At 67.5% G+C, this 22,536-nt stretch carries 18 protein-coding genes and 2 pseudogenes; all 20 read left to right on the forward strand.

Translation table 11 applies throughout. The features are described from left to right. Positions 1-391 (forward strand): annotated as a pseudogene (locus U5775_RS26955) (NADH oxidase); the annotation flags it as partial. Between the two features lie 2 nt (positions 392-393). Then, positions 394-1,164: a benzoate diol dehydrogenase BenD gene (benD, locus tag U5775_RS26960; protein WP_322061162.1), complete on the forward strand. Its 771-nt coding sequence runs from the start codon at positions 394-396 to the stop codon at positions 1,162-1,164. Positions 1,165-1,197: 33 nt separating this feature from the next. Further along, on the forward strand, positions 1,198-2,454 hold the full coding sequence (locus tag U5775_RS26965) for a GTPase (RefSeq protein WP_322061238.1): 1,257 nt from the start codon (positions 1,198-1,200) through the stop codon (positions 2,452-2,454). An 8-nt stretch (positions 2,455-2,462) separates the two neighbouring features. Next, entirely contained in the window at positions 2,463-4,022 is a 1,560-nt protein-coding gene (locus tag U5775_RS26970) for a dynamin family protein (RefSeq protein WP_322061163.1), read from the forward strand. Between the two features lie 457 nt (positions 4,023-4,479). Beyond that, positions 4,480-5,380: pseudogene (locus tag U5775_RS26975) on the forward strand (porin); the annotation flags it as partial. A gap of 60 nt (positions 5,381-5,440) precedes the next feature. Beyond that, a complete protein-coding gene (locus U5775_RS26980) occupies positions 5,441-5,815 on the forward strand; it encodes a BON domain-containing protein (protein WP_322061164.1) in 375 nt (124 codons plus the stop codon). 1,386 nt (positions 5,816-7,201) lie between these two features. After that, complete coding sequence (locus U5775_RS26985; RefSeq protein ID WP_322061165.1) at positions 7,202-9,196, forward strand: phage tail sheath C-terminal domain-containing protein; 1,995 nt, start codon at positions 7,202-7,204, stop codon at positions 9,194-9,196. A gap of 12 nt (positions 9,197-9,208) precedes the next feature. After that, positions 9,209-9,736, forward strand: a complete 528-nt coding sequence (locus U5775_RS26990) for a phage tail protein (protein WP_322061166.1) — start codon at positions 9,209-9,211, stop codon at positions 9,734-9,736. Between the two features lie 6 nt (positions 9,737-9,742). Beyond that, positions 9,743-10,474, forward strand: coding sequence for a hypothetical protein (locus tag U5775_RS26995; RefSeq protein ID WP_322061167.1), 732 nt, complete (start codon positions 9,743-9,745; stop codon positions 10,472-10,474). Then, complete coding sequence (locus tag U5775_RS27000) at positions 10,471-11,391, forward strand: hypothetical protein (RefSeq protein ID WP_322061168.1); 921 nt, start codon at positions 10,471-10,473, stop codon at positions 11,389-11,391. Before U5775_RS26995 ends, U5775_RS27000 begins: the two co-directional genes overlap by 4 nt. After that, entirely contained in the window at positions 11,388-12,641 is a 1,254-nt protein-coding gene (locus U5775_RS27005) for a DUF4255 domain-containing protein (RefSeq protein WP_322061169.1), read from the forward strand. Before U5775_RS27000 ends, U5775_RS27005 begins: the two co-directional genes overlap by 4 nt. Further along, entirely contained in the window at positions 12,638-15,019 is a 2,382-nt protein-coding gene (locus tag U5775_RS27010) for an ATP-binding protein (protein WP_322061170.1), read from the forward strand. The genes U5775_RS27005 and U5775_RS27010 overlap by 4 nt, the downstream gene beginning before the upstream one ends. After that, positions 15,016-15,279 (forward strand): hypothetical protein, encoded by a 264-nt coding sequence (locus U5775_RS27015; protein WP_322061171.1) that lies wholly within the window; start codon positions 15,016-15,018, stop codon positions 15,277-15,279. Before U5775_RS27010 ends, U5775_RS27015 begins: the two co-directional genes overlap by 4 nt. Next, positions 15,276-16,751 (forward strand): DUF4157 domain-containing protein, encoded by a 1,476-nt coding sequence (locus U5775_RS27020; RefSeq protein ID WP_322061172.1) that lies wholly within the window; start codon positions 15,276-15,278, stop codon positions 16,749-16,751. The genes U5775_RS27015 and U5775_RS27020 overlap by 4 nt, the downstream gene beginning before the upstream one ends. Then, on the forward strand, positions 16,748-19,540 hold the full coding sequence (locus U5775_RS27025; RefSeq protein ID WP_322061173.1) for an eCIS core domain-containing protein: 2,793 nt from the start codon (positions 16,748-16,750) through the stop codon (positions 19,538-19,540). Before U5775_RS27020 ends, U5775_RS27025 begins: the two co-directional genes overlap by 4 nt. After that, complete coding sequence (locus tag U5775_RS27030) at positions 19,537-20,193, forward strand: hypothetical protein (protein ID WP_322061174.1); 657 nt, start codon at positions 19,537-19,539, stop codon at positions 20,191-20,193. Before U5775_RS27025 ends, U5775_RS27030 begins: the two co-directional genes overlap by 4 nt. Further along, positions 20,190-20,564, forward strand: coding sequence for a LysM domain-containing protein (locus U5775_RS27035; RefSeq protein WP_322061175.1), 375 nt, complete (start codon positions 20,190-20,192; stop codon positions 20,562-20,564). The genes U5775_RS27030 and U5775_RS27035 overlap by 4 nt, the downstream gene beginning before the upstream one ends. After that, positions 20,561-21,685: a hypothetical protein gene (locus U5775_RS27040; RefSeq protein ID WP_322061176.1), complete on the forward strand. Its 1,125-nt coding sequence runs from the start codon at positions 20,561-20,563 to the stop codon at positions 21,683-21,685. The genes U5775_RS27035 and U5775_RS27040 overlap by 4 nt, the downstream gene beginning before the upstream one ends. Next, positions 21,682-22,197 carry a phage baseplate assembly protein V gene (locus tag U5775_RS27045; protein ID WP_322061177.1) on the forward strand — a complete coding sequence of 172 codons (516 nt, stop codon included), beginning with the start codon at positions 21,682-21,684 and terminating at the stop codon, positions 22,195-22,197. The genes U5775_RS27040 and U5775_RS27045 overlap by 4 nt, the downstream gene beginning before the upstream one ends. Next, the gene (locus U5775_RS27050) at positions 22,197-22,520 is read left to right on the forward strand and encodes a hypothetical protein (RefSeq protein WP_322061239.1); all 324 of its coding nucleotides are present in this window, start codon (positions 22,197-22,199) and stop codon (positions 22,518-22,520) included. Before U5775_RS27045 ends, U5775_RS27050 begins: the two co-directional genes overlap by 1 nt. Positions 22,521-22,536 lie beyond the last annotated feature (16 nt).

Genomic DNA, 22,536 nt, shown 5'->3' on the forward strand with positions numbered 1-22,536 from the left:
CCTGGCCGGTGGCACGGGGCTCGCACCGTTCCTCTCGATGCTCGAGGTGCTGGCGCGCACGAATTCGCAGCAGAAGGTGCACCTGATCTATGGCGTGACGCGCGATCTCGATCTCGTGCAGGTGGAAGCGATCGAGGCGTATACGGCGAAGCTGCCGAACTTCAGCTTTGCGACCGTGGTGGCGGAAGCCGAATCGAGCCATCCGCGCAAGGGCTGGGTGACGCAGCACATCCCGGCCGATGCGCTGAACGATGGCGATGTCGACGTGTATCTTTGCGGGCCGCCGCCGATGGTCGACGCCGTGCGCAAGTATTTCGACGACGGCGGCGTGAGGCCGAACAGCTTCCACTACGAGAAGTTCACCCCCAACGCACCGGCAAAGGCGGCCTGACCATGCAACGATTCTCTGGCAAGGTCATCGTCGTCACGGGCGCCGCGCAAGGCATCGGCCGCGGCGTGGCGCTCCGTGCGGCGGCCGAGGGCGGTTGCGTGCTGTTCGTCGATCGCGCGGACTTCGTTGCCGAAGTCGCGGCCGAAGCGAATAGCAAGGACACCGCAGGATTCGTCGCCGACCTCGAAACCTACGAGGGCGCGCAGGCGGCCATGGCGTTCGCGGCGCAGAAGTTCGGCGGCATCGACATCCTGATCAACGGCGTGGGCGGTGCAATCCGCATGCGCCCGTACGCCGAATTCGAGCCGGCGCAGATCGACGCGGAAATCCGCCGCTCGCTGATGCCCACGCTATATACGTGTCACGCGGTGCTGCCGCATCTGCTCGCGCGCGGCGGCGGCACGATCGTCAACGTTTCGTCGAACGCCACGCGCGGCATTCGCCGCGTGCCGTACTCGGCAGCGAAGGGCGGCGTCAATGCGCTCACGCAGTCGCTGGCGATGGAATATGCGGAGCACAATATCCGCGTGGTCGCGAGTGCGCCGGGCGGCACCAGCGCGCCGCCGCGGCGTGTTCCGCGCAACGCGGCCGGCGACAGCGAACAGGAACAGGCGTGGATGAACGAGGCGGTGCAGCAGGTCACCGAATCGACGTTCTTCAAGCGCTATGGCACGCTCGACGAGCAGATCGCGCCGATTCTTTTTCTGGCGTCGGACGAGGCCAGCTATATCACGGGCGCCGTGCTGCCGGTTGCGGGCGGCGACAACGGTTGATCGATGAATACTTGCGAGTCAGGGAGCAGAGGCTTGTCTACAGACACTCGTCATCAGAGCGCACGCGACATCGTTGCCGTGCTGCCGGACCGGGCCCACGACGTTGCCCGGCTGCAAACCCTCGCCGAGGGCGGCGAGCCCGTGATTACCGTGGTCGGCAAATACAACCACGGAAAGAGCCGGCTGCTCAATGAGCTGATCGGGCAGGACGTGTTCGCGGTGGCGGACAGGCGCGAAACGGTCGCGCTGGCGGACAGTCTGCATCGCGGCGTGCGCTGGCTCGATGCGCCGGGGCTCGATGCCGACGTCGCCAGCGAGGACGACCGGCACGCCTTGCGAGCGGCTTGGCTCGAATCGGATATCCGCCTTTTCGTCCATGCGGCGAAGGAAGGGGAACTGGACGCGAGCGAGCTTGCCCTCTTGGGCGAGCTTCAAGACGACGGCGCGAGAACGCAGCGGCAAACGCTGTTCGTCCTCACTCAAGTGGATCAACTGGCGAGCGACGTCGACCTCGAATCGGTAAGCAGTGCGATCGGTGTGCAGATGCCGGGAGTGGCGCTCAATGCGGTTTCCGCGACGCGTCATCGTAAAGGGCTCGAGGGCGGCAAGGCGTTGCTGCTGGAAAAGAGCGGCATTCCGGCCATGCGCGGCGTGCTGGAGGCGGCGCTGGCTCGCGTACCGGTTGCACGCCGGCACGAGGCGGTGCGGTTATTCGACGAGATCCACGAAGCGTTGCTTCAGGTCCGCACTGAACAGGAAAGCGAGCTTGCGAAGCTGCGCCATGCCCAACAACAGCAACGACAGACTTTCGAGCAAGGTCTGAAGGCGGTCATCGAAAAGGTCAGCGGCAACATCGGCGCAATGCTGGCCGCGCTCGACTCGGACCACGCGCTGATACCGGATACGGCCAGGGACGCGTATGCGATAACGGCCGGCAAGCTCGAGCGCGCCCACATCCAGATCGGCTACTCGCGCGCCTGCATCGAGATCGACAGTTTTCTTGCTGGCCACGGCGTCACCGGCGTGCCGCAGAAGCAGCAAACGGTGGCCCATGCGCTGAACTCGGTGATGGTCGCGGTCATGGGCGTATCGGTGAAGTTCCGCAAGGACCTGCAGCGGATGTTCTGCGAGGCCTCGGGGCGAGAGCGCCTGCAACGCGAATTCATCCACTATTACGAATTGTCGGCGGACAGACAGGCCCTGCGCGAATCGATCGTCGAGACCGAGTCGCTCATCGCCGGTTCGGCCAGGGCATTGGCCGCGCTGCATGCGCTCAAGGCCGATGCATGAGGGCGGACGTGGACCACGAACAGCGCTTCATCGCGGAGTTCAGCGCACTCGAATTCACCGGGCAAGATGTCGGCAAGGTGCAACGCGCGCTGCGCTACTGGCTTGCTCGCCTGAATACCGATCTTCAGGCTCATCATTTGACCTGCATGGGATTGGCGCAGCTCAGTCCGCTGGTTCGTGGGGCGCAAGCCGTCAACGACGTGCTGCGTAACGGTGCGCGGGCGTGGTCCGACCATGCGGAAAGCTGGGAGTCGGCGTCCGCGCTGGCCGAGCAACTGGACGACAAGGTCGTCCTGCTCGTGTTCGGCAAATTCAATGCGGGAAAAAGCTCGCTCTGCAATCTGCTTGCCGAGCGCTTTTCCGCGTTTGGCAAAGCCGTCGAATATTTCTACGTGGATGCTGGCCGTATCGTGGAGGCCTCCGCGCAGTTTGGAGAAGGCGCGACGGAGACCACGGCGCAATTGCAAGGCGTGCGCCTCGGCGAAAAACTCGTGTTGCTCGATACACCGGGACTTCATTCGGTGACACCGGAAAACGCGGCGCTCACGCAACGTTTCACCGAGAGCGCCGACGCAGTGTTGTGGCTGACCAGCTCGGCTTCTCCGGGCCAGGTGCAGGAGCTGGACGAGCTGAGCCGCGAACTGCATCGTAACAAGCCGCTATTGCCGGTCGTAACCCGTAGCGACCTGTACGAGGAAGACGAGGTTGATGGCGAACTCCATCGAGTGCTTTGCAACAAGACGGCGCAGAATCGCGGCGAACAGGAAGACGACGTCAAGAGCCGCGCAGAGGAGAAACTGCGCAGCATGGGCGTGGATGCGGCGCAGTTGAGCGCGCCGGTTTCGATTTCCGTGCGCATGGCCCGCGAACAAGGGCAATCGGCAGCGGCATTGCGCGAGGCCGGATTCGAGCGGCTTTACGGCGCGCTATGTGCGATCACCGAGCCAACGTTGTCGTACAAGCGGCGCAAGCACGCGGAGATCGTGCTGCATCATCTGGAAGACAATGTGCAGCGCGCGCTGCATCGCGAGACCGCGCCGTTGCTTGGCGAGTTGAAAATTGCCGTGCAGGCCACACTTGAATCGCTCGAAGTAAAGCAGGCGCAGATGGAGCGCGCGGTATGGCGCCGTGTCATCCCCCTGTTGCCCGAATTGCTGGAGAAGCACTCGGCGGCGCGCGATGTCCGGATGGTCTGCGATGAGTTGTCAAAGGCGCTCCTTGAAGCGTTTTCACGCGAGGCGAACGAGAAACTCGCCGAATTTCATTTCACCGCGGACGCTTCGCTCGCATCGATTGAACCGGAAGGCGCAGCCGATTTCGAGGAAGTAATATTCGAGCGCCCGGGATCGGGTGAAAACCTGGTTCATCTTTCCGGCGTCGATTACACCCGGTTGGCTGCCGCGCTGAAAGCGGGAATCGGGGCGACCCTGCAAAGACTCTCCGGCGACGTTATTGCCCAGTGTCGCGTGTCGATCGAGCAGTTTTCTAGCGCGATTGCGAACCTGGAGGAATCCTTGCAATTCCATGAGCACGAGTTGCTGACCGTCAAGTCGGCGTTGCGGCGCTGATTCAGCCGAACTGAACCTTACGGATCGCCGGTTCCATACCGCCCAGGAATGGATGGATACCCAATAGGTGTTGGACGGGGCGAATAGCTTCCGCTTATGCTGGACACGTATCGCTGTTCCATAGATCGCGCAGTACCGCAGGCCGCAGCCCCACGCTTGCACAAACTTAAAAATAGACTTGCGACGATGGAAACAAAAGCCATCGGTACCCCGCAAGACATCAGGTTGATGGAGACGTTCGTCATGATATTCGCCCCACGCCTGGAGGCTCCTCCACGGCATTCGCATTATTAGCGGTTTTCCTTTCGCATTAGCTACCAATCCGTTGACGGTCGGCGGCATGTCCCACCACCGCGACAGACCAGCCTGACCCACGTCGCTCGCGCCGAGTCCCCATGCCGGCCGATGGCGCGCACTCGCCCGCTCGAAACAGCACTAACCGCACTGCCCGAGCCATTCGCTGATCGACAGCGGCGTGTCGCCTTCGCAGTTCGGCTTGATGGGCACCGAGGATCTCGGCGGAGGACTCAAAGCCGAGTTCAAGCTCGAAAGCGGGATCAGCGTGGCCAATGGCGGCTTTGGCGATTCGAATGGCTACATCTTCGGCCGCCAGGCCTGGGTGGCCTTGAACAGCGGTCTAGGGGAAGTGAAGGCCGGTCTGCAGTTTTCCCCGTACTTCCTCGCGCTTTATGAACTCGACCCGCGCGGCGCCTCGCAGTTCGGCAGCAGCCTGATTACTTACCTCGATAACGTCGTCGGCACCGGCATCTTCAATGCCAATGCGATTTCCTATACGAGCCCGACGATCGCGGACCTGCAGGGCAGCGTGATGTTCGCATTCGGCGGCGGCCGGTAACTTCCAGGCGGGCCGTCAATACTCGGGAAGCCTCAAGTACGACAACGGCAGCCTCATGGTCGATGCCGCCTTCTACGACGGCAACGGCGGCGGCACGGTTAACACGCCGATTCCGACCACCGTCGAGTCCGAAGGCCGCATGATCGGCGCCTCGTACAAGTTCGGCAAGGTGACCGTGAAGGCTTCGTTTTCCAATTACAAGGTGGCCGGCTCGTTCAACAACAATGTGTACGGCGGCGGTCTCGACTATCTGGTGCTGTCGCAGCTCGACCTCAACGGCGGCGCCTGGTACACGAGCGATCGCAACCACACGGAGAACCATTCGATCATGGGTGCCGTGGGCGCCAACTATTTCCTCTCGCGCGCGACGACGCTTTACGCGCAGGTGGGTGTCGTGAACAACCACGGCGCCATGGATACGGGGCTTTCCGTGAATGGCGCATTCAACGGCGTTCAGGGAACGACGGTCGGTGCGGACGTGGGCATACGCCACATCTTCTAGCCATCGTGTGGGCCCGTGCACCGGATTGAACCGGGATTGAACCCGACAAGGAATCGAACAATGAACATGAAACGGATGATCGCAGGCGCGTTTGGCCTGCTCGTGGCCGTGGGCGCAGCCAACGTAGAGGCGCAAGATGGCACGGCTTCGGCCCCGGAGGCCGCGCCGGCAAGCACCGCTGCAAGCCCGAAGGCGATGCGGGCGGCCGAACGCAAGGCCAACCGGCTGCTAGCCAAGGCCGTGCGCCGCGCGCTCGTCAAGATCAAAGGGCTGGATTCCAGCCAGATCGTCGTGGTCGCGAAAAGCGGCGCTATCCTGCTCGGCGGCTCCGTACCCGTCGCAAGCCAGATCGATCTCGCCGTCCCGGCCGCCACGGGCGTGACTGGCGTGAGCAGCGTGAACAACAGCCTCACGGTCAAAGCCGTGGGGCAGTGATCCGGTTTGCGGGCCCAATAGCGCAACGTTTCGTTCGCAGTGCTTTATACATTGCGGACGGGACGGTGCTTCCGGACCCTCGACGGACGATCAGGTACGGCCGGTCAGGTACGGCCGGTCAGGCACGGGCGGTCAGCCACGGATGGTTAGCCCCCAAACAGGCCCCACATTCGCACCAGAAACACTACGGTTACCTTTAGCGGATAACCGTATATTCAGGGCACGATAACGGGGCCTTTATTCGGGCCACTACAGCAGCCGACCAGGCCGCCCGACACACGAGCAGATTAGTGCCCGTGTGCCTGGCGCCATCCGGCGTCTTTTTCGAGGCGCCGAATACGGGGGCCAGTGTGGAACCCCGCCGAGACGATAAAGAGGACTCCCGCGAAGGGCCACGCAAAAGTGGCCAGGGAGAAGCAGAGCCAGCAGGCATCCTGTGGCGGGTAAGCGTGGAGTGCCCAGATCAGGCACGCAGCTGGCAACATCAGCAGACACAGCGCCGACCGATTCAGAAAAGCGGCGACCCTTGCATTCTTGAGCGTTTCAGCTTGCATGCCTGTCTCCATAGGGAATGGCACTGCGGTATAGAGTCGCACACAGGTCATTTTACGAATACTTGGTGAAATCCCTGACGTACGCCTAACGATCGCGACGGCGTGCGCCTATGCGGAACGCATGCCACGAATGCTGCACTGCGAAATATTCAGGCCCGCAGAAAAGGCCATAAAGCGCCAAATCGCCACAAGGAATGAAAAAATCAGGATCCCGAATTTCAATGCATACGCGTTGGTGCATATCCAGTGCAATCACTCAATCACGCGGCTCGCGCTCAAAAAATGCGTGAGCGAATGAGTGGCACCGTGCGCTTGGTGGTAACGCTTCCGCTAACACGAGCAATGCACCCGCAATGCGATTTTCTCCAACACAGGAAGCGCCCACTTAAAGCGAATGGGTATCAAAGCGGGTTCCTTGACTATTCATCGGACAGCAACTAATTTGAAAGCCGAATGCGTTAAATGTGATCAGGCATGCGGACCTCTTTTATAAATCGAGGAAAACAGAAATATGTTTGCAAAGGATAACCGAAAGGATAATTGACCAGAAAACCGGGCGGATAAAAGCGCTTCCACCAGATTCGCGCGAGGCCGTCACTATGGCGGTTTTATCGTGACGAGCGGCAATCCCTGCGCAGTTCAACGAGCAAAACCGGATCATTTCCATACATCTATTTCATTGTCGTATTGATTCAATCAATGCGCGCTGAAAATTCGAATGACCATCGAATGAAAAAAACGACCATTCGCACTAAAACCCCGCTTTATTGATATTAACGGTAATCCGCAGGGTTTCGTTGCGGCGGCTTGCCGGTGAGCAAGGAGTCGTGCCATGCCTGTAGCCGTCAGCTATCCCGGCGTTTACATCCAGGAAGTGTCGAGCGGAGTGAATACGATCGTCGGCGTTGCGACGTCGATTGCCGCGTTCGTCGACTTCTTCCCCACTGGGCCCATGAACACCGCGGTGCAGATCTTCAGCTTCGCGGATTTCGAGCGGCAGTTCGGTGGCCTCGATACCCGCAGCGAGGCCAGCTACGCCATCCAGCAGTTCTTCCTCAATGGCGGTTCGCAGGCCTACGTGATCCGGGTTTCCTCGACCACGGCGGGCAACGCCGCCACGTCCGCCGCGATTGCGCTCGCGAGCGCGCCGAATCAGGCCGATATCGTGCTGACCGCCACGGCGGCGAGCGCGGGCGCGTGGGGCAACGGTCTGCGTCTCGACGTCGATTACGGCGCGAGCGACCCGTCGACCCAGTTCAATCTCACCGTGACGGAGTTCGCGAGCGACGGCAGCCTCGTCACCAGCGAGGTGTTTCGCAATCTCGTGGTCGCGCCGGGGCAGCAGGGCGATGCGGCGGCCACCGTCAACGCGAATTCGCAGTTGATCACGCTGACGACGGCGACCGGCGCGAGCTCGCGCCCGGCCTGCACGGGCACGGTCAGCGGGCCGCTCGGCGCTGTTGCGCAGTTGAATCTGGCGGACGGCGATACGGCCGACGTGAGCCTGAACGGCACTGCGCTCGGCACGACCGCGGCGCTCAGTGGTTCGTTGCCTACCACGCTGGCCGGCGTCGCACAGGCGCTGCAGACGTTGCTGCGCGGCCTCGTGCAGAACAACGCGAGCCCGCTCGCCAATGCAACGGTCGGCGTCGTGCGGCTCTCCGCGACCCAGCAGTATCTCGTCGTGAAGCCGGGCACCGCGAACGCCGCCGATGTGATCGCGCTCACAGGCGGCCTTGCGCAGAAGCTCACGTTTGCGGCAGCGGGGCAGAACGTGCAGCAATACGCGCTCGGCGCCACGGCTAGCGTGCAGGACCAGTTCCTGCCGCCCGATCCGAACTCGGCCACGAACCCGCCCGCGCTGCTCGCGCAGACCGGGGGCGACGGCACCATCGACCTGGCGAACGACGCCGACGGTTTCGCGGGCGGCTTGATCGGCGACCAGGCCACGAAAACCGGCATGTACGCACTCCTGAACGTCGATCTGTTCAACATCCTGTGCATTCCGGCGACGATGAACCTGCCCGACGAGGCCGCGCTCGCGGTGGCGGCCGACGCGATCGGCCTGTGCACGACGCGGCGCGCGATGTATCTGCTCGACGTGCCGCAGGCGGCCGGCAACCGCGACACGGTCACGGCGATCACGGACTGGCTCGACCAGAACGCGACGCTGCGCAGCCGTAACGCCGCGCTCTATTTCCCGCGGCTCGACATCGTGGATACGCTCAACGGCTTCGTGCCGCGCAAGGTCGCGCCGAGCGGCACGGTCGCGGGGCTCTGGGCGCGCACCGACGGCGCGCGCGGCGTCTGGAAGGCGCCGGCGGGTACGGAAGCGAGCCTCACTGGCGTGCAGAAGCTCGAATACACGCTGACCGACCCCGAGAACGGCGTGCTGAATCCGCTCGCGATCAACTGCCTGCGCGTATTCCCGATCTACGGGCCGGTGTGCTGGGGCGCGCGCACGCTGATGGGCGCCGACCAGCTCGAGGACGACTACAAGTACGTCCCGATCCGGCGCCTCGCGCTGTATATCGAGGAGAGCCTGTACCGCGGCACGCAATGGGTCGTGTTCGAGCCCAACGACACGCCGCTATGGGCGCAGATCCGGCTCAACGTGGGCGCGTTCATGCAGACGCTGTTTCGCCAGGGCGCGTTTCAGGGCTCGTCGCAGCAGCAGGCGTACTTCGTGCAATGCGATGCGACGACCAACCCGCAGGCCACCATCGATCTGGGCATCGTCAACATCGTGGTCGGCTTCGCGCCGCTCAAGCCGGCCGAATTCGTCGTCGTCACCATCCAGCAGATGGCAGGTCAGCTCGCTAGCTGACGAGGAGTCACCGTGGCCGAATTCACTGTCAACGCGCAGCGCTTCGATCCGTACAAGAACTTCAAGTTCCGGGTCAAATGGGACGGCAAGTATGTGGCCGGCGTCAGCAAGGTGGGCATGCTCAAGCGCACCACCGAGGTCGTCAAGCATCGCGAAGGCGGCGATCCTTCGTCGAGCCGCAAGTCGCCGGGGCGCACCGAATACGACGCCATCACGCTCGAGCGCGGCGTCACGCACGATCTCGAGTTCGTCCAGTGGGCGAACAAGGTGTGGAATTTCGGCGCGGGCCTGGGCTCCGAGGTGTCGCTCAAGGACTTCCGCAAGGAGATCATCATCGAGGTCTACAACGAGGCGGGGCAGCTCGCGCTCGCGTACAACGTGTACCGCTGCTGGGTGTCCGAGTACCAGGCGCTGCCGGACCTGGACGCCAACGCGAACGCGGTCGCGATCCAGCACATCAAGCTGGAGAACGAAGGATGGGAGGCGGACCCGGGCGTGACCGAGCCGACCGAGCCCAGCTTCACGGTGCCCGCCGGGTGATCGGCGATGCGCGCGCTCTCGTCGGCGGAGCTGCTCGACGTCTGGGATCGCGGGCTGCACCAGGCGCCGCTCGAACGCGCGCTCACGCTGCTGGGGGCCGCGCGCCCCGATGTGCCGGCCGATGTGCTCGCGGCGCTCGACATCGGCCGGCGTGACGCGGCGCTCATCGAGTTGCGCGAGCGCACGTTCGGCACGCGCCTGACGAGCGTCGTCGCTTGCCCGCAGTGCGGCGAACGTCTGGAGTTCTCGTTCGGCATCGACGATATCCGCGTCTCGTCCGGTGACGACGCCTGCGCGCCGCAGATCAGCGCGGACGGCTACGAAGTGCGCTTCCGGCCGCCCGATAGCCGCGATCTCGCGGCGGTGGCGGTGCTCGCGGGGCCCGTCGAGCAGCGCGCGTCGATGATCGCGCGCTGCGTGATCGACGCGCAGCGCGGCGGCGAGCCGGTGCCGGCGCATGCGTTGCCGGCGCAGGTCGTCGATGCGGTCGAGGAAGGCATGCGCCGCGCGGCCTCGCAGGCCGACGTGTCGATCGGCATTGCCTGCCCATGCTGCGGCCACGCGTGGCAGGCCGCGTTCGACATCGTCTCGTACTTTTGGCGCGAGATCGAAACGTGCGCGCGCCGCCTCCTGCGCGACGTGCATGTGCTCGCGCGCGCGTACGGATGGCACGAGCGCGAGATTCTGGCGATGAGCGCCGCGCGCCGGCAGTGCTACCTCGACATGGTGCGCGCATGAGCGGCTTTCTGACCGGCCTCATCGCGCGTCACGCCGGCGTGGCCGAGGTCATCCGGCCGCACGTGCCCGCGCTGTTCGAGCCGCTGCCGGGCGTGATGCCGATGGCGGCCGATCCGTATGGCAATGGGGGCGGCAGCGAGGCTTCCGCACTCGCGGGCGTGGAGGCGCACGCGTTGAGCGATGCGGCGTGGCGCGAGCCGCTAGACGACGAGCGCGCATCGGCGTGGCGGCCTGCTGGGGGCAGAACCGGCGCCGACGCAGCGCGGCGTCCCGCGTCCGGCGACGACGCAACGCGAGGCGCGGCGCCAGGCGCAGCGGATGCCGCGTGGCGGGCGGCCAGCGCCGGTCAGCAGACCGGGCCCTCGGCAGCGCCGCAATCGAGCACTGACCGCGCCGCGCCGGGCGTCCCGTCGCGCGAACCGCGCCTCGGGCCGCAGCCCGAGCGTAGCGCCGCAGTGGATCCGTCTGGGCAGCAGCAGACCATGCGCGGGCCGCAGCGGCCCGCCGTTGCAACGATGCACGAGGAGACTGCTTTACTACACGAGAACATCGGGCCTGTGGCGGCGGCCCGCGCCCATGCGCGCGACGCCGCCCAGCCCGCGCAACGCGAAGCGGGAGTGGCTGGCGTGCTGCCGCCCTTACCGCCACTCGGAGCGGAGCAGCAGGCCGATGCGTCGCGCGACAGCGGCTTGCCGCCGCGCAGATCCATACGCGACGAACCGGGCCCGAGGAACGAAGCCGGCAACGACCCGGCGCGCCATCGCGAGCCGGAAACGACCGTCCACGTCACGATAGGACGGCTAGAAATCCGCGCCGAGCAGGCGCCGTCGGGCAGCGCCCCCAGGTCGCGCGACGGGCCGCGCGCCGCGAGTCTCGCCGAGTATCTGCGCGCGAGCGCCGCGAGGAGCCGCGCATGAGCAACGCGCTCGCCATTGCCGCCGCCACCGCGACTTTGCGCTACATCCTCCAGCAGGGCGTGACAGCCGACCCGGACCTCAACGACGCGACCGTCACGATCCAGCCGCTCGACAAGGCGCGCGGCGCCAACACGGCCAATCAACTGAACCTGTTCCTCTACCAGATCCAGCGCAACGCCGCGTGGGTCAGCCGCGACATGCCGCGCCAGCTCATGCAGGGCGAGAGCGGCTTCGCGCCGCTGCCGCTGAACCTCTGGTACCTGGTGACGGCGTTCGGCCGCAACGACGACGCCGACAACAGCGCCCAACCGTTCGGCCATCATCTGCTCGGCAAGGCGATGAGCGTGCTGCACGACCATGCGGTGCTGAGCGCGGCCGACATCGTCGCCGCGACGCAGACGGTGCTGCCGGCGAGCGATCTGGACCGCCAGGTCGAGCGCATCCGCATCACGTTCCAGCCGCTTTCGGTCGAGGAGGTGTACCGGCTGTGGACCGGCTTCGCCACGCAATACCGGCTCTCGGCCGCCTACGAGCTCGCGGTCACGCTGATCGAGAGCACCCGCGCGGCGCGCACGCCCTTGCCGGCGCTCACGCGCGGCGAGAACGACCAGGGCTTCGACGCCCAGGCGAATCTGCTGCCGCCGCTGCCGGGGCTCTCGAGCGTCGTGCCGCCGAACCAGCAGCCCAGCGCCGCGCTTAACGACATCGTGACGATCACCGGCTATCACCTCGACGGCTCGAACGTCGTGGTGCGCTTCGCGCACGCGCTCTGGAGCGCCCCCGTCGACGTGAATCCGCAAGCCGGCGCGACGGCCACGCAGCTAAGCGTCAGGATTCCGAATGATCCGGCCAACTGGCCCGCGGGCTTCTATGCGGTCGAAGTGCTGGTCCAGCGTCCCGGCGAAACGTTCCAGCGCGCGACCAACCAGCTTCAGCTCGCGCTCGCGCCGCGCATCACGCTCGCGCATACGTCCACGGCGGCGGCGAACCAGACCTACACCGTGACGATTACCGTGACGAGCGTGCCCGAGATCTGGCCGGCCCAGCGCGCCGCGCTGCTATTCGGCGACGAGGAGATCGTCGCGCCCGACCATGCGGCGCAGACCGCCACGCTCGTCTTCGAAGCCGACGCTGTTGCGGCGGGCGACTATCTCGTGCGGCTGCGCGTCGACGGCGTCGACAGCCCGCTCGTGAACCGCAGCGTCACGCCGCCCGTCTTCGATCCCTCGCAAAAGGTCACGGTGCCATGAGCGACCTGTCGAACTGGCTCGAAAACAACACGCGCTATCTCGCGAACGCGGTGGCGGCGGTGCGCACGCTGCTCGAACAGCACAGCCATCAGGCCGAAGCGGTGGCGACGGTGCGTCCGCAGGCGCCGCGCCCGCCCACGGCGGCGGCCGGGTGGCGGCTGTTCGGCAGGCGGCCGTCGCGCGAGGTGGTGCCGGTTACGCCGGACAGTGTGGTGCCCGCGGGCCAGATGGCCGCCGCAGGCACGGCAGGAACGGCCACGGGCGAGGCAGCAGGCGCGGCGGGGGCAGCGGGATCGGCAGCCGCTGCCGCCGCGCAGACCGGCCAGCAGGCCGATCCGCTCGCCGTGGGCCCGGCGATGGACCCGCCGCCCGCGCTGCTCATTCTCGGCGAGCGCCTTGGCCTGTCGCGCTTCGAGCTGAAGGTGCTGCTGCTGTGCGTCGCGCTCGAACTGGACACCCGGACCGCCGGGCTCTGCGCGAACGCGCAGGCCGAGCCGACGCGGCCCTGGCCGACCTTCGCGCTCGCGCTCGCACTGTTCGACCAGCCGAGCTGGGACGCGCTCTCGCCCGAGCGCCCGCTGCGCCGCTGGCGGCTGCTTGAAATCAGCCAGCCCGGCGCGCTGCCGCTCACGGTGAGCCCGTTGCGCGCCGACGAGCGCATCGTCAACTACGTGAAGGGCCTCAACTATCTCGACGACCGGCTCGTGCCGCTCGTGAACGTCGTGCCGGTGCCGGAGCTGCAGACGGGGCTGCCCGCGTCGCAGCAGCGCTGCGTCGACGCGATCGTGCAGCAGTTCGGGCCGCGCGCGACGCTGCGCAGCCTGCCGGTGGTCCAGCTCGTCGGCGCCGATGCCGCGAGCCGGGAGCTGGTGGCCGCGTGGGCCGCGCGCTCGCTGGGGCTCCAGCTTTATCGCCTGCCGGCGGCGCTCGTGCCGGTGCAGACCGGCGAGCTCGAGAACCTCGTGCGGCTGTGGCAGCGCGAGAGCCTGCTGATTCCGGTCGCGCTGTACGTCGATGCGGGCGAGCCCGAGGGCGAGGGCCTGCATGGCGCGCAGGCCGCCGTCGTGGGCCGGCTGCTCGAACGGATCGGCGGCGTGGTTTTCGTCGGCGCGGCCGATGTGTGGCCGGCGGCGGGGCGGCTGACCGTGCGCGTCGACACGGCGCGCCCCGAGCCGGCGGAGCAGCAGGCGGCGTGGGCCGCGGTGCTCGGCGCGCAGGCGGGCGACCTGCCCGAGCGGCTTGCCGGGCAGTTCAGCCTCGGCATCGCGACGATCGAGCGGATCGCGGCGCGCGCGCTGGCCGATACGGCGGCGCAACCGGCGGCGGGCGATGGGCGGCAGGCCCGGGCGGCAAACGGTACGGAGAACGAAGCGACGGACGGTACGCAGTCGTCGGCCACGTCGCCGGACCTGGCGCGGGATACCTCGGCAACCACCTCAGCGGCCCCGCCCCCAGACGCATCGCAAGGCACAGCAAACAGCACTGCCGCGAGCGCACCCTCGCTATTCGACCGCCTCTGGTCGGCGAGCCTCGACGAAAGCCGCCCGCGGCTCGACCGGCTCGCGCAACTGATCGACACGAAGGCCAGCTGGGACGATCTCGTGCTCCCCGACGCCGAGACCGCCTTGCTGCACCAGATCGCCGATCAGGTCAGGCAGCGCAGCACCGTGTACGACGCATGGGGCTTCCGGGCGACCATGAGCCGCGGCTTCGGCATCAACGTGCTGTTCGCGGGCGGCAGCGGCACCGGCAAGACGATGGCCGCCGAAGTGCTCGCCAACGACCTGCGGCTGAGCCTGCACCGGATCGACCTCTCGGCCGTGGTCAGCAAGTACATCGGCGAAAGCGAGAAGAACCTGCGGCGTCTGTTCGACGCGGCCGAGGACGCGGGCTGCATCCTGTTCTTCGACGAAGCCGACGCGCTGTTCGGCAAGCGCAGCGAAGTCAAGGACAGCCACGACCGCTATGCGAACATCGAAATCAACTACCTGTTGCAGCGCATGGAGGCATATCGCGGCCTCGCGATCCTCGCGACCAACCTGAAAAGTGCGCTCGACGCCGCGTTCCTGCGGCGGCTGCGCTTCGTCGTCAATTTTCCGTTTCCCGGCGTCGCCGAGCGCAAGGCGATCTGGCAAAAGGTCTTCCCGCCCGCGACGCCCACCGCGCACCTCGACTACGACCGGCTCGCGCGCCTCAATCTCACGGGCGGCCATATCCACAACATCGGCCTGAATGCGGCGTTCCTCGCCGCGCAGGCGGGCGGCACGGTGACGATGCCGGTGATCCTCGACGCGGCCCGCACCGAGTTCCGCAAGCTCGACAAGGCCATCAACGAAGCGGATTTCCGCTGGGCGCCGGTCACGGGAGCGGTCGCATGAAAATTCATCTGCATATCGAACGAATGGTCGTCGACGGATTGCCGCTGACGGTGCGCGATGGCGCGCTGCTGCGCGCGGCGCTCGAAGCCGAGCTTACGCGGCTGCTCGCGCAGACGCAGCCCGATGGCGCGCGGCCCACGAGCCTGGCCGTGCCGCGCGTGCGTGCGGACGGTATTCGCATCGCGCAAGCCGCAAAGCCCGCCGAGGTTGGGCAGCAGATCGCGCGCTCGGTCCACGGTGCGATCGGGAGAGCACGATGATCGCGCAGCGCGCGTTTGCTTCCACGGCACCCGGGCACGCCGATGCGGTGGGGCACGCGGTGAGGCAGGCGGCGGCCCAGCCGCTCGACGGCGGCGCGCGCGCCTGGATGGAGGCGCGTTTCGGCCAGAGCTTCGCCGACGTGCGCGTGCATCGCGACGCGCACGCGCGCGCGCTCACCGGCGCGATGGATGCGCTGGCCGTGACGCATGGCGCCGACATCTACTTCGCCGGCGACGCCTACGCGCCCGGCACGCGGCGCGGCCGCGCGATCCTCTCGCACGAGCTCGCGCACGTCGCGCAGCAGCGCCATGCGGCGGCTCACACGCCCGAGGCCGCGCTCGAAGCCGAGGCGTCGCGCGCATCGCGCATGGCGGACGCGGGCCGCGACGTGCAGATCCGGCACGGCAGCGCGCGCCGCTGGTCGCCGCTCACCTCGAACCAGAAGGACGAAATCGCGCTCGGCGGCGGCGCGGCGGGCGGTGCGCTGCTCGGCATCGGCGTGGCGGCGCTCAAGGGCGGCTCGCTGCTCGCGGGCGGCTTGATCGGCGGGCTGGCCGGCTTCGCGATCGGCGCGGCCGCGCGCTTCATCCCGATGCTGTTCCAGCGCCGCACGCCCGAGAGCGTGGCCGAAACCGACGAGCTGATCCGGCGGCGCTTCGGCCGCTATATCCCCGGCGCGCCCGCGGGACCGCTGCACAACGCGGCGGTGCACGTGGTGCAAAGCGGGGCGGAGATCTGCGAGCGCCAGTTGTGCCGCTTCCCGAATATTCCGTGCGATCCGCAGCAACTGGGCGGATGGACCGACTTCGGCGCGCTCGGGCCGTCGGGCGAGCCCGCGCCCGTGGCCTCGGCGGCCGACGAGCCGGTCTGCCACCACGAGCGGCTCGATCATGCGACGCCCGCGCGGCCCGTCATCTACTACGTCAGGGAGCCGGGCACGCTGATCCACGAGGCGCTCCATGCGTACTCGAGCCCGTCGTACCAGTTCGCGCTGGGCTCGTTCGTCGACGAAGGGACCACCGAATACTTCGCGCGCGAGCTGAGGGCCGAACTGAACCTCGGCGGCCCCGAGAGCAATCCCGACGAGACCGATGCCGTGAGCCAGCTCATCGGCCTCGTGGGCGAGGCGCCGGTGGCGAACGCGTATTTCGGCGGCCACGTGCACGAGCTTTGCCAGCAGGTGAACGCGCAGCTCGGCCCATGCGGGCTGGAGGCGTGGGTCACGAGCCAGAACGGCAACTCGGGGCTCCTGCCGGACCCGATCATGAACGCGCGGCATCGCGACTACTGCGAGACGCTGCACGGCGAAACGCAGCCGGTGCGCTCGTGCGATCTGATGATGGGCCTGACGCCGGGCAAGGCGGGTGGCGCGGCGGGTGGCGCGGGCGGCACAGCAGCAGGCACAGCGGAAACGACTGGCACAACAAGTACGACAAGCATGACAGGTGGCGACGCGGGGAGGAAGCCATGAGCGCGCGTCAGGCATTCGCCACGGCACGCCGCACCGAGGTCCGACCGGCGCCGCTCGCGCGCAGCGTGCTGCAGCGCCGCTGCGCGTGCGGCAACGAGGCCGCGAACGGCGAATGCGAGGCCTGCGCGCAGCGCAAGGCCGCGCGCGGCCATGACGCGCAGGACGAGGCCGCGGGCGTGCCGCCCATCGTCCACGACGTGCTGCGCTCGGCGGGCCAGCCGCTCGACGCGGGGGCGCGCGCGTTCATGGAGACGCGCTTCGGCCACGACTTCAGCGACGTGCGCGTCCACGCGGGCGGCGACGCGGTGCGCTCCGCGGACGCCGTCAACGCCGAGGCCTATACCGTCGGCCACGACATCGTGTTCGGCGCGGGCCGCTACGCGCCCGCCACGACAAGCGGGAGAAAGCTGCTCGCGCACGAACTCGCGCACGTGGTCCAGCAGCGCCCGGCCGCGCCGGTCGCGCCCGAGGCGCTCGGCGTCTCGCACTCCGAGGCCGACGAGGCGCACGCCGACCGTGCCGCCGCCGCCGCGATGGATGGCGTGCAGGACGGCGCGCAGGCGGCGGGCGGCCGTCGTGCGGCGAGCGCGGGGCTGCAGCGCAAAGATGCCGGGGGGACCAACGACAACGCAACCGGCGACGCGAACGACAACGCAAGCACCAACGCAAACGGCAACGCGCCCGCATCGCCGTGCATCGAAGCGGTCGTCGGCGAGGACATTCCCTCGCTGTTCGAGGCGGGTGCCGTGACCATCGTCGAATTCGGCGCGGACTGGTGCGAGCCCTGCAAGATCAACCTCGCGAGCCTCCAGGCGCTGTGCGCGAAGCTGCGCGTGCAGCCGCCGCCGGTGCCGGTGCGGATCTATTCGATCGACGTCGATCAGGATGCCAACAAAAAGGTCGGCGAGCAGTACGCGCCCGGCTCGGTCCCGCATCTGTATATCTACGTTGGCGCGACCGAGAAGCAGCACTTCAATTCGGCCGTCGAGCCCGACGTCATGGAGGCGCTGGTCGGCGACGTGATCGAGTACGCGGCCACGCCCGGATGGCGGCGAGGCGCGAAGTCGGGGGCGAAGTGGGGCGCGCTCGCGGGCGGCGCGTTGGGTCTCGGCGGGCTCATCGCAGTGGCGTCGGGCGCGGGCGGCCTCTCGGGCAATGCGCAGATGCTGGGGATGCTCGGCGCGCTCGGCGGCGGCGTGCTTGCGGGCGCGCTGATCGGCGGCGGGATCGGCGCGCTGGCGGGATCGGTGTCCGACGACCGCAAGACCGGCCCGCGCAAGCAGAAGCGCCGCCGCTTGCAGGCGAAGCGGCGCGACGGCGCCAGCCCTGCGCGTGACAGCGAGGCGCAAGGGCGCGACGAGGCCAAAGCCGGCGTTCCAGGCAATACAGTTGCGCGCGCAACGAATGGCGAGCCGCTCGACGCGTCGTCGCGCGCGCAGATGGAGGCGCGCTTCGGCGAGCGCTTCGAGGACGTGCGCGTGCATCGCGGCGCCGGCGCCCGCGCGCTGACCGGCGCGATGAATGCGTTCGCGGTGACGGGCGGCACCGACATCTACTTCGCCGACGACGGCTACGCGCCCGGTACGCGGCGCGCCCATGCGATCCTCGCGCACGAGCTGGCGCACGTCGCGCAGCAGCGCCATGCGGCGATGGACACGCCCGAGGCAGCGCTCGAAGCCGAGGCGGCGCACGCGTCGAGCGCGGTCGGCGCGGGACACGACGTGCGCATCCGCCACGGCAGCGCGCGCCGCTGGCTGCCCGTCACGCGTACCGAAAAGACTCTGGAGGGCGCGGGCATCGGCCTTTTGTCGGGCGGCGCGGCCGGGGCGCTCGCGGGCCTCGGCATCGCCGCGGCGACGGGCGGCGCGCTGGGCGCGGGCGCCTTGATCGGCGGGCTGATCGGCGGCGGGATCGGTGCGCTCGCGGGCGGCATCGCGGGCTTTCTGGACCGGCGCACGAAGTCCGAGACGATCCCCGAGGCGGACATGCTGATCCGGCGGCGCTTCGGGCGCTTTCTGCCGGGCGGCACGCCGGGGCCGCTGCGCGGCGCGAGCGTGCATGTGGTGCAAAGCGGCGCCGAGCTTTGCGAGCGCTTCCTGTGCCGCCATTCGAACATCAAGGGCGCGGGGCCGACGCGGCAGTGCGACCCCGGCTCGCTGCTCGGCTGGACCGATACCGGCGTGCCGGTCTTCCCGACGAGGAGCCCGCAGGACCAGCCCGCGCCGGTCGCCTCGCAGGCCGACGAGCCCGTCTGCAGCGGCGGCCCGCTCGAACACGCGACGCCCTCGCATCCCGTCATCTACTACGCGGGCACGGCGGGCACGCTGATTCACGAGGGCCTGCACGCCTGGTCGAGCACGGCGTACGACTATCTCGGCGACTTCGTGACCGAAGGCACGACCGAATATTTCACGCGTGAGCTCCAGACGGACATCGACATGGCGCCGTGCACGACCTGCTATCCCGACGAGGTCGCGGCAGTGAGCCAACTGATGGATCTGGTCGGCAAGGACACGGTCGCGGCCGCGTATTTCGGCGGCGGCGTGCCGGCGCTGCACCAGGCCGTGAATGCGCAGCTCGGCGCGTGCGGCCTCGCGGCGTGGGCCTTCTCGCTGCAGATGGGCTCGTTCGAGCACGCGCGCGCGATCATGGAAGGCCGGCATGGGGACTACTGCAACGATCCGGCGTTCAGCGCGATGCCGACCAACCCCGGCAAGCTCACGCCGGCCATGCCGGGGCCGCAAAAGGCGCAGCCCGGCGCGGCGGGAGAGGCGGGAGCGAAGCCATGAGCACTTTCCCCGGCTCCCCGCACATCCTCAAGGGCGGCCTCGTGCTGCTCGACCCCGACACCTTCAACGTGCTGCCGAATGGCATCATCGCGTTGCAGTACAACCCGGACACGCTCTCGCGCACGCTCAAGATCAAGGGCGCCGAGGAGGGCGGCGACCGTTCCGAGGCCCTGCGGCTGACCGGTCCGCCCGTCGAGACCATCAAGCTCGAAGCGGAGATCGACGCCACCGACCAGCTCGAAACCGCGGACCAGAACACGGTGCAGTACGGCATCCATCCGCAGCTCGCGGCGCTGGAGACGCTCGTGTACCCGACCAGTGCCACGCTGCAGAACACCTACCGGCTCGCGCAGCAAGGCACGCTCGAAATCATGCCGATGCTCGCGCCGCTGCCGCTCTTCGTGTGGAGCGCGAGCCGCATCGTGCCGGTGCGCCTGACCGACTTCAGCATCACCGAGGAAGCGTTCGACACCGCGCTCAATCCGATCCGCGCGAAGGTCAGTCTCGGCATGCGGGTACTCAGCATCGACGACCTGAACTTCACCGACAAGGGCGGCAGCCTCTACCTCGCGTATCAGCGCCAGAAGGAGGCGCTCGCGCAGCTCAACCAGCCGGGCACGTTCGGCGCGCTCGGCATCAGGGGAATTCCATGAGCGATGTGCTGCAGATGGACCCGGTGCAGGCGATGCTTGCGCAGACCGCGCTGAAGAACACGCTGTTCAGCGCGACGAGCCGCTATTACGGCCTCGACCTCGCCACTTATGCAACGCCCTCGGGCGCGCCCGTCGCCTACGTGCTGCGGCGCTTCCTGCCGCAGGCGGCCACCATGCAGGTGATCCAGCAATACACGGTGGTGCAGGGCGACCGGCTCGACACCATCGCGGCCCAGTATCTCGGCGATCCGCTGCTGTTCTGGCGCTTGTGCGACGCGAACAACGCCATGCGGCCCGCGGCGCTCACGCAGACGCCGGGCACGAAGCTCAACATCACGATGCCCCCCGGGGTCAGCGGCAGCGCGCTATGAACCGCGGCTTCTACCTCACGCTGATGATGGGGCCGTTCAACGCGAGCCCCGTGCCCGAGCCCGTGATCGAAGCGTTGACGGAGCTGCAGGTCAGCTCGACCGTCGGCAGCCAGGGCGGCTTCCAGATGAAGTTCACGCTCGGCAAGAACTCGCCGGTCCAGCAGATGCTGCAGGCCGGTTTTTTCGATCCGCGCCAGCGCGTGATCATCGCCGTGACAGTGAACGGCTCGACCGAGGTGCTGATGGACGGCGTCGTGACCAGGCAGGACGTCACGCCCGGCATCGGCGCGGGCAAGTCGCTGCTTACCCTCACGGGCCTCGACCTCACCGCGCTGATGGATTTTCTCGACCTCACGGGCATCCCGTATCCGGGCCTGCCCGACTTCGTGATCGTCGAGGCGATTCTCGCGAAGTATCTCGTGCTCGGCGTGGTGCCGCTTGCGCTGCCCGCCGCGATTCCGGTGATCCAGAATCCGCTCCAGCACTTCGTCAAGCAAAAGGGCACCGACTACGCGTTCATCCAGTCGCTGGCCGCCAACGGCGCGGTGTTCTATCTCGATCCGGGCCCGCGGCCGGGCCGCAGCCTCGCGTACTTCGGCCCGGACCTGAGCAAGCTGATCGGCGGCGTGCAGCCTGCGCTCAGCATCGACTTCGACGCCTCGACCAATATCGATTCGCTGAACTTCTCGTACGACGGCACGCTCTCGACGCAGTACCTCGTCACGATCATCGAGCCGAACACCCAGTTGCCGATCCCGATTCCGGTGCCCAAGCTCGACATCCTGCAAGCGCCGCTCGGCGCGCAGGTGCCGCCCGTGTTCAAGGTGCGGCAGCTCTCGCCGGTCGCCAATCTCGACCCGGTGCAGGCGGCGCTCGCGGGGCTCGGCAAGCTGTTCGAGGCGCCCGACGCGATCACCGGCAGCGGCCAGCTCGACGTGCTGCGCTACGGCCGCGTGTTCAAGGCGCGCCAGCTCGCGGCCGTACGCGGCGCGGGCAACCGCTTCGACGGCAAGTACTACGTCAAGAGCGTCACGCACAACATCAAGCGCGGCGAGTACAAGCAGAGCTTCACGCTCGCGCGCGGCGGCGTGGGGTCTTCAGTGAGCACGGTGAGCGTATGAGCGACGGTCCACGGTACTACGGCATCTATCGCGGCACGGTCGCGAACAACGTCGATCCGATGAACATCGGCCGCATCATGGCGATCGTCCCCGACGTGGGCGGCGTGACGCCGTCGACGTGGGCGATGCCCTGCGCGCCGATGGCCGGCAAGCAGATGGGCGTGTTCGTGGTGCCGCAGATCGGCGCGGGCGTGTGGCTGCAGTTCGAGGGCGGCGACCCCGACTATCCGGTCTGGATGGGCGGCTGGTGGGGCAACGCGGCCGAGGTGCCGGCGCTCGCGCTCGCGGGCGTGCCGGGCGACCCGAACATCGTCATGCAGAGCACCTTGCAGAACGCCGTGGTCGTGAGCGACCTGCCGGGGCCGACCGGCGGAATCATGCTCAAGAGCACGACGGGCGCGACGATCATCGTCAACGACACGGGCATCTACATCCAGAACGGCAAGGGGGCGAGCATCGTGATGGTCGGGCCGTCGGTGACGATCAACTCGGGCGCGTTGGTGGTGGTGTGATGCCGGGCTTCGTGCTCCATGTCGGCGCAACGGTCCTGTGCAGCCACGGCGGCCAGGCGCAGCCCACGGTGCCGAACCCGCGCGTGACGGTCTCGGGCATGCCCACGGTGACGCTTGGCACACCTTACGTTATCGCGGGCTGCGCGCTGCCGCCGCCGCCCGGCGCGAACGGGCCCTGCGTGAGCGCACAGTTCGTGAGCGCGGCGCTGCGCGTGAGCTCGAACGGCCAGCCGCTGCTGCTGCTCGACAGTGTCGCGGTGTGCGTGCCCACGGGCACGCCGCTTGTCGTCGCGGCGACGCAAACGAGAGTGACGGGCACGTGAAACGCGAGGGCTGGCC

Origin of the sequence: Paraburkholderia sp. J63, from assembly GCF_905220245.1 — a bacterium.
Lineage (GTDB): Bacteria > Pseudomonadota > Gammaproteobacteria > Burkholderiales > Burkholderiaceae > Paraburkholderia.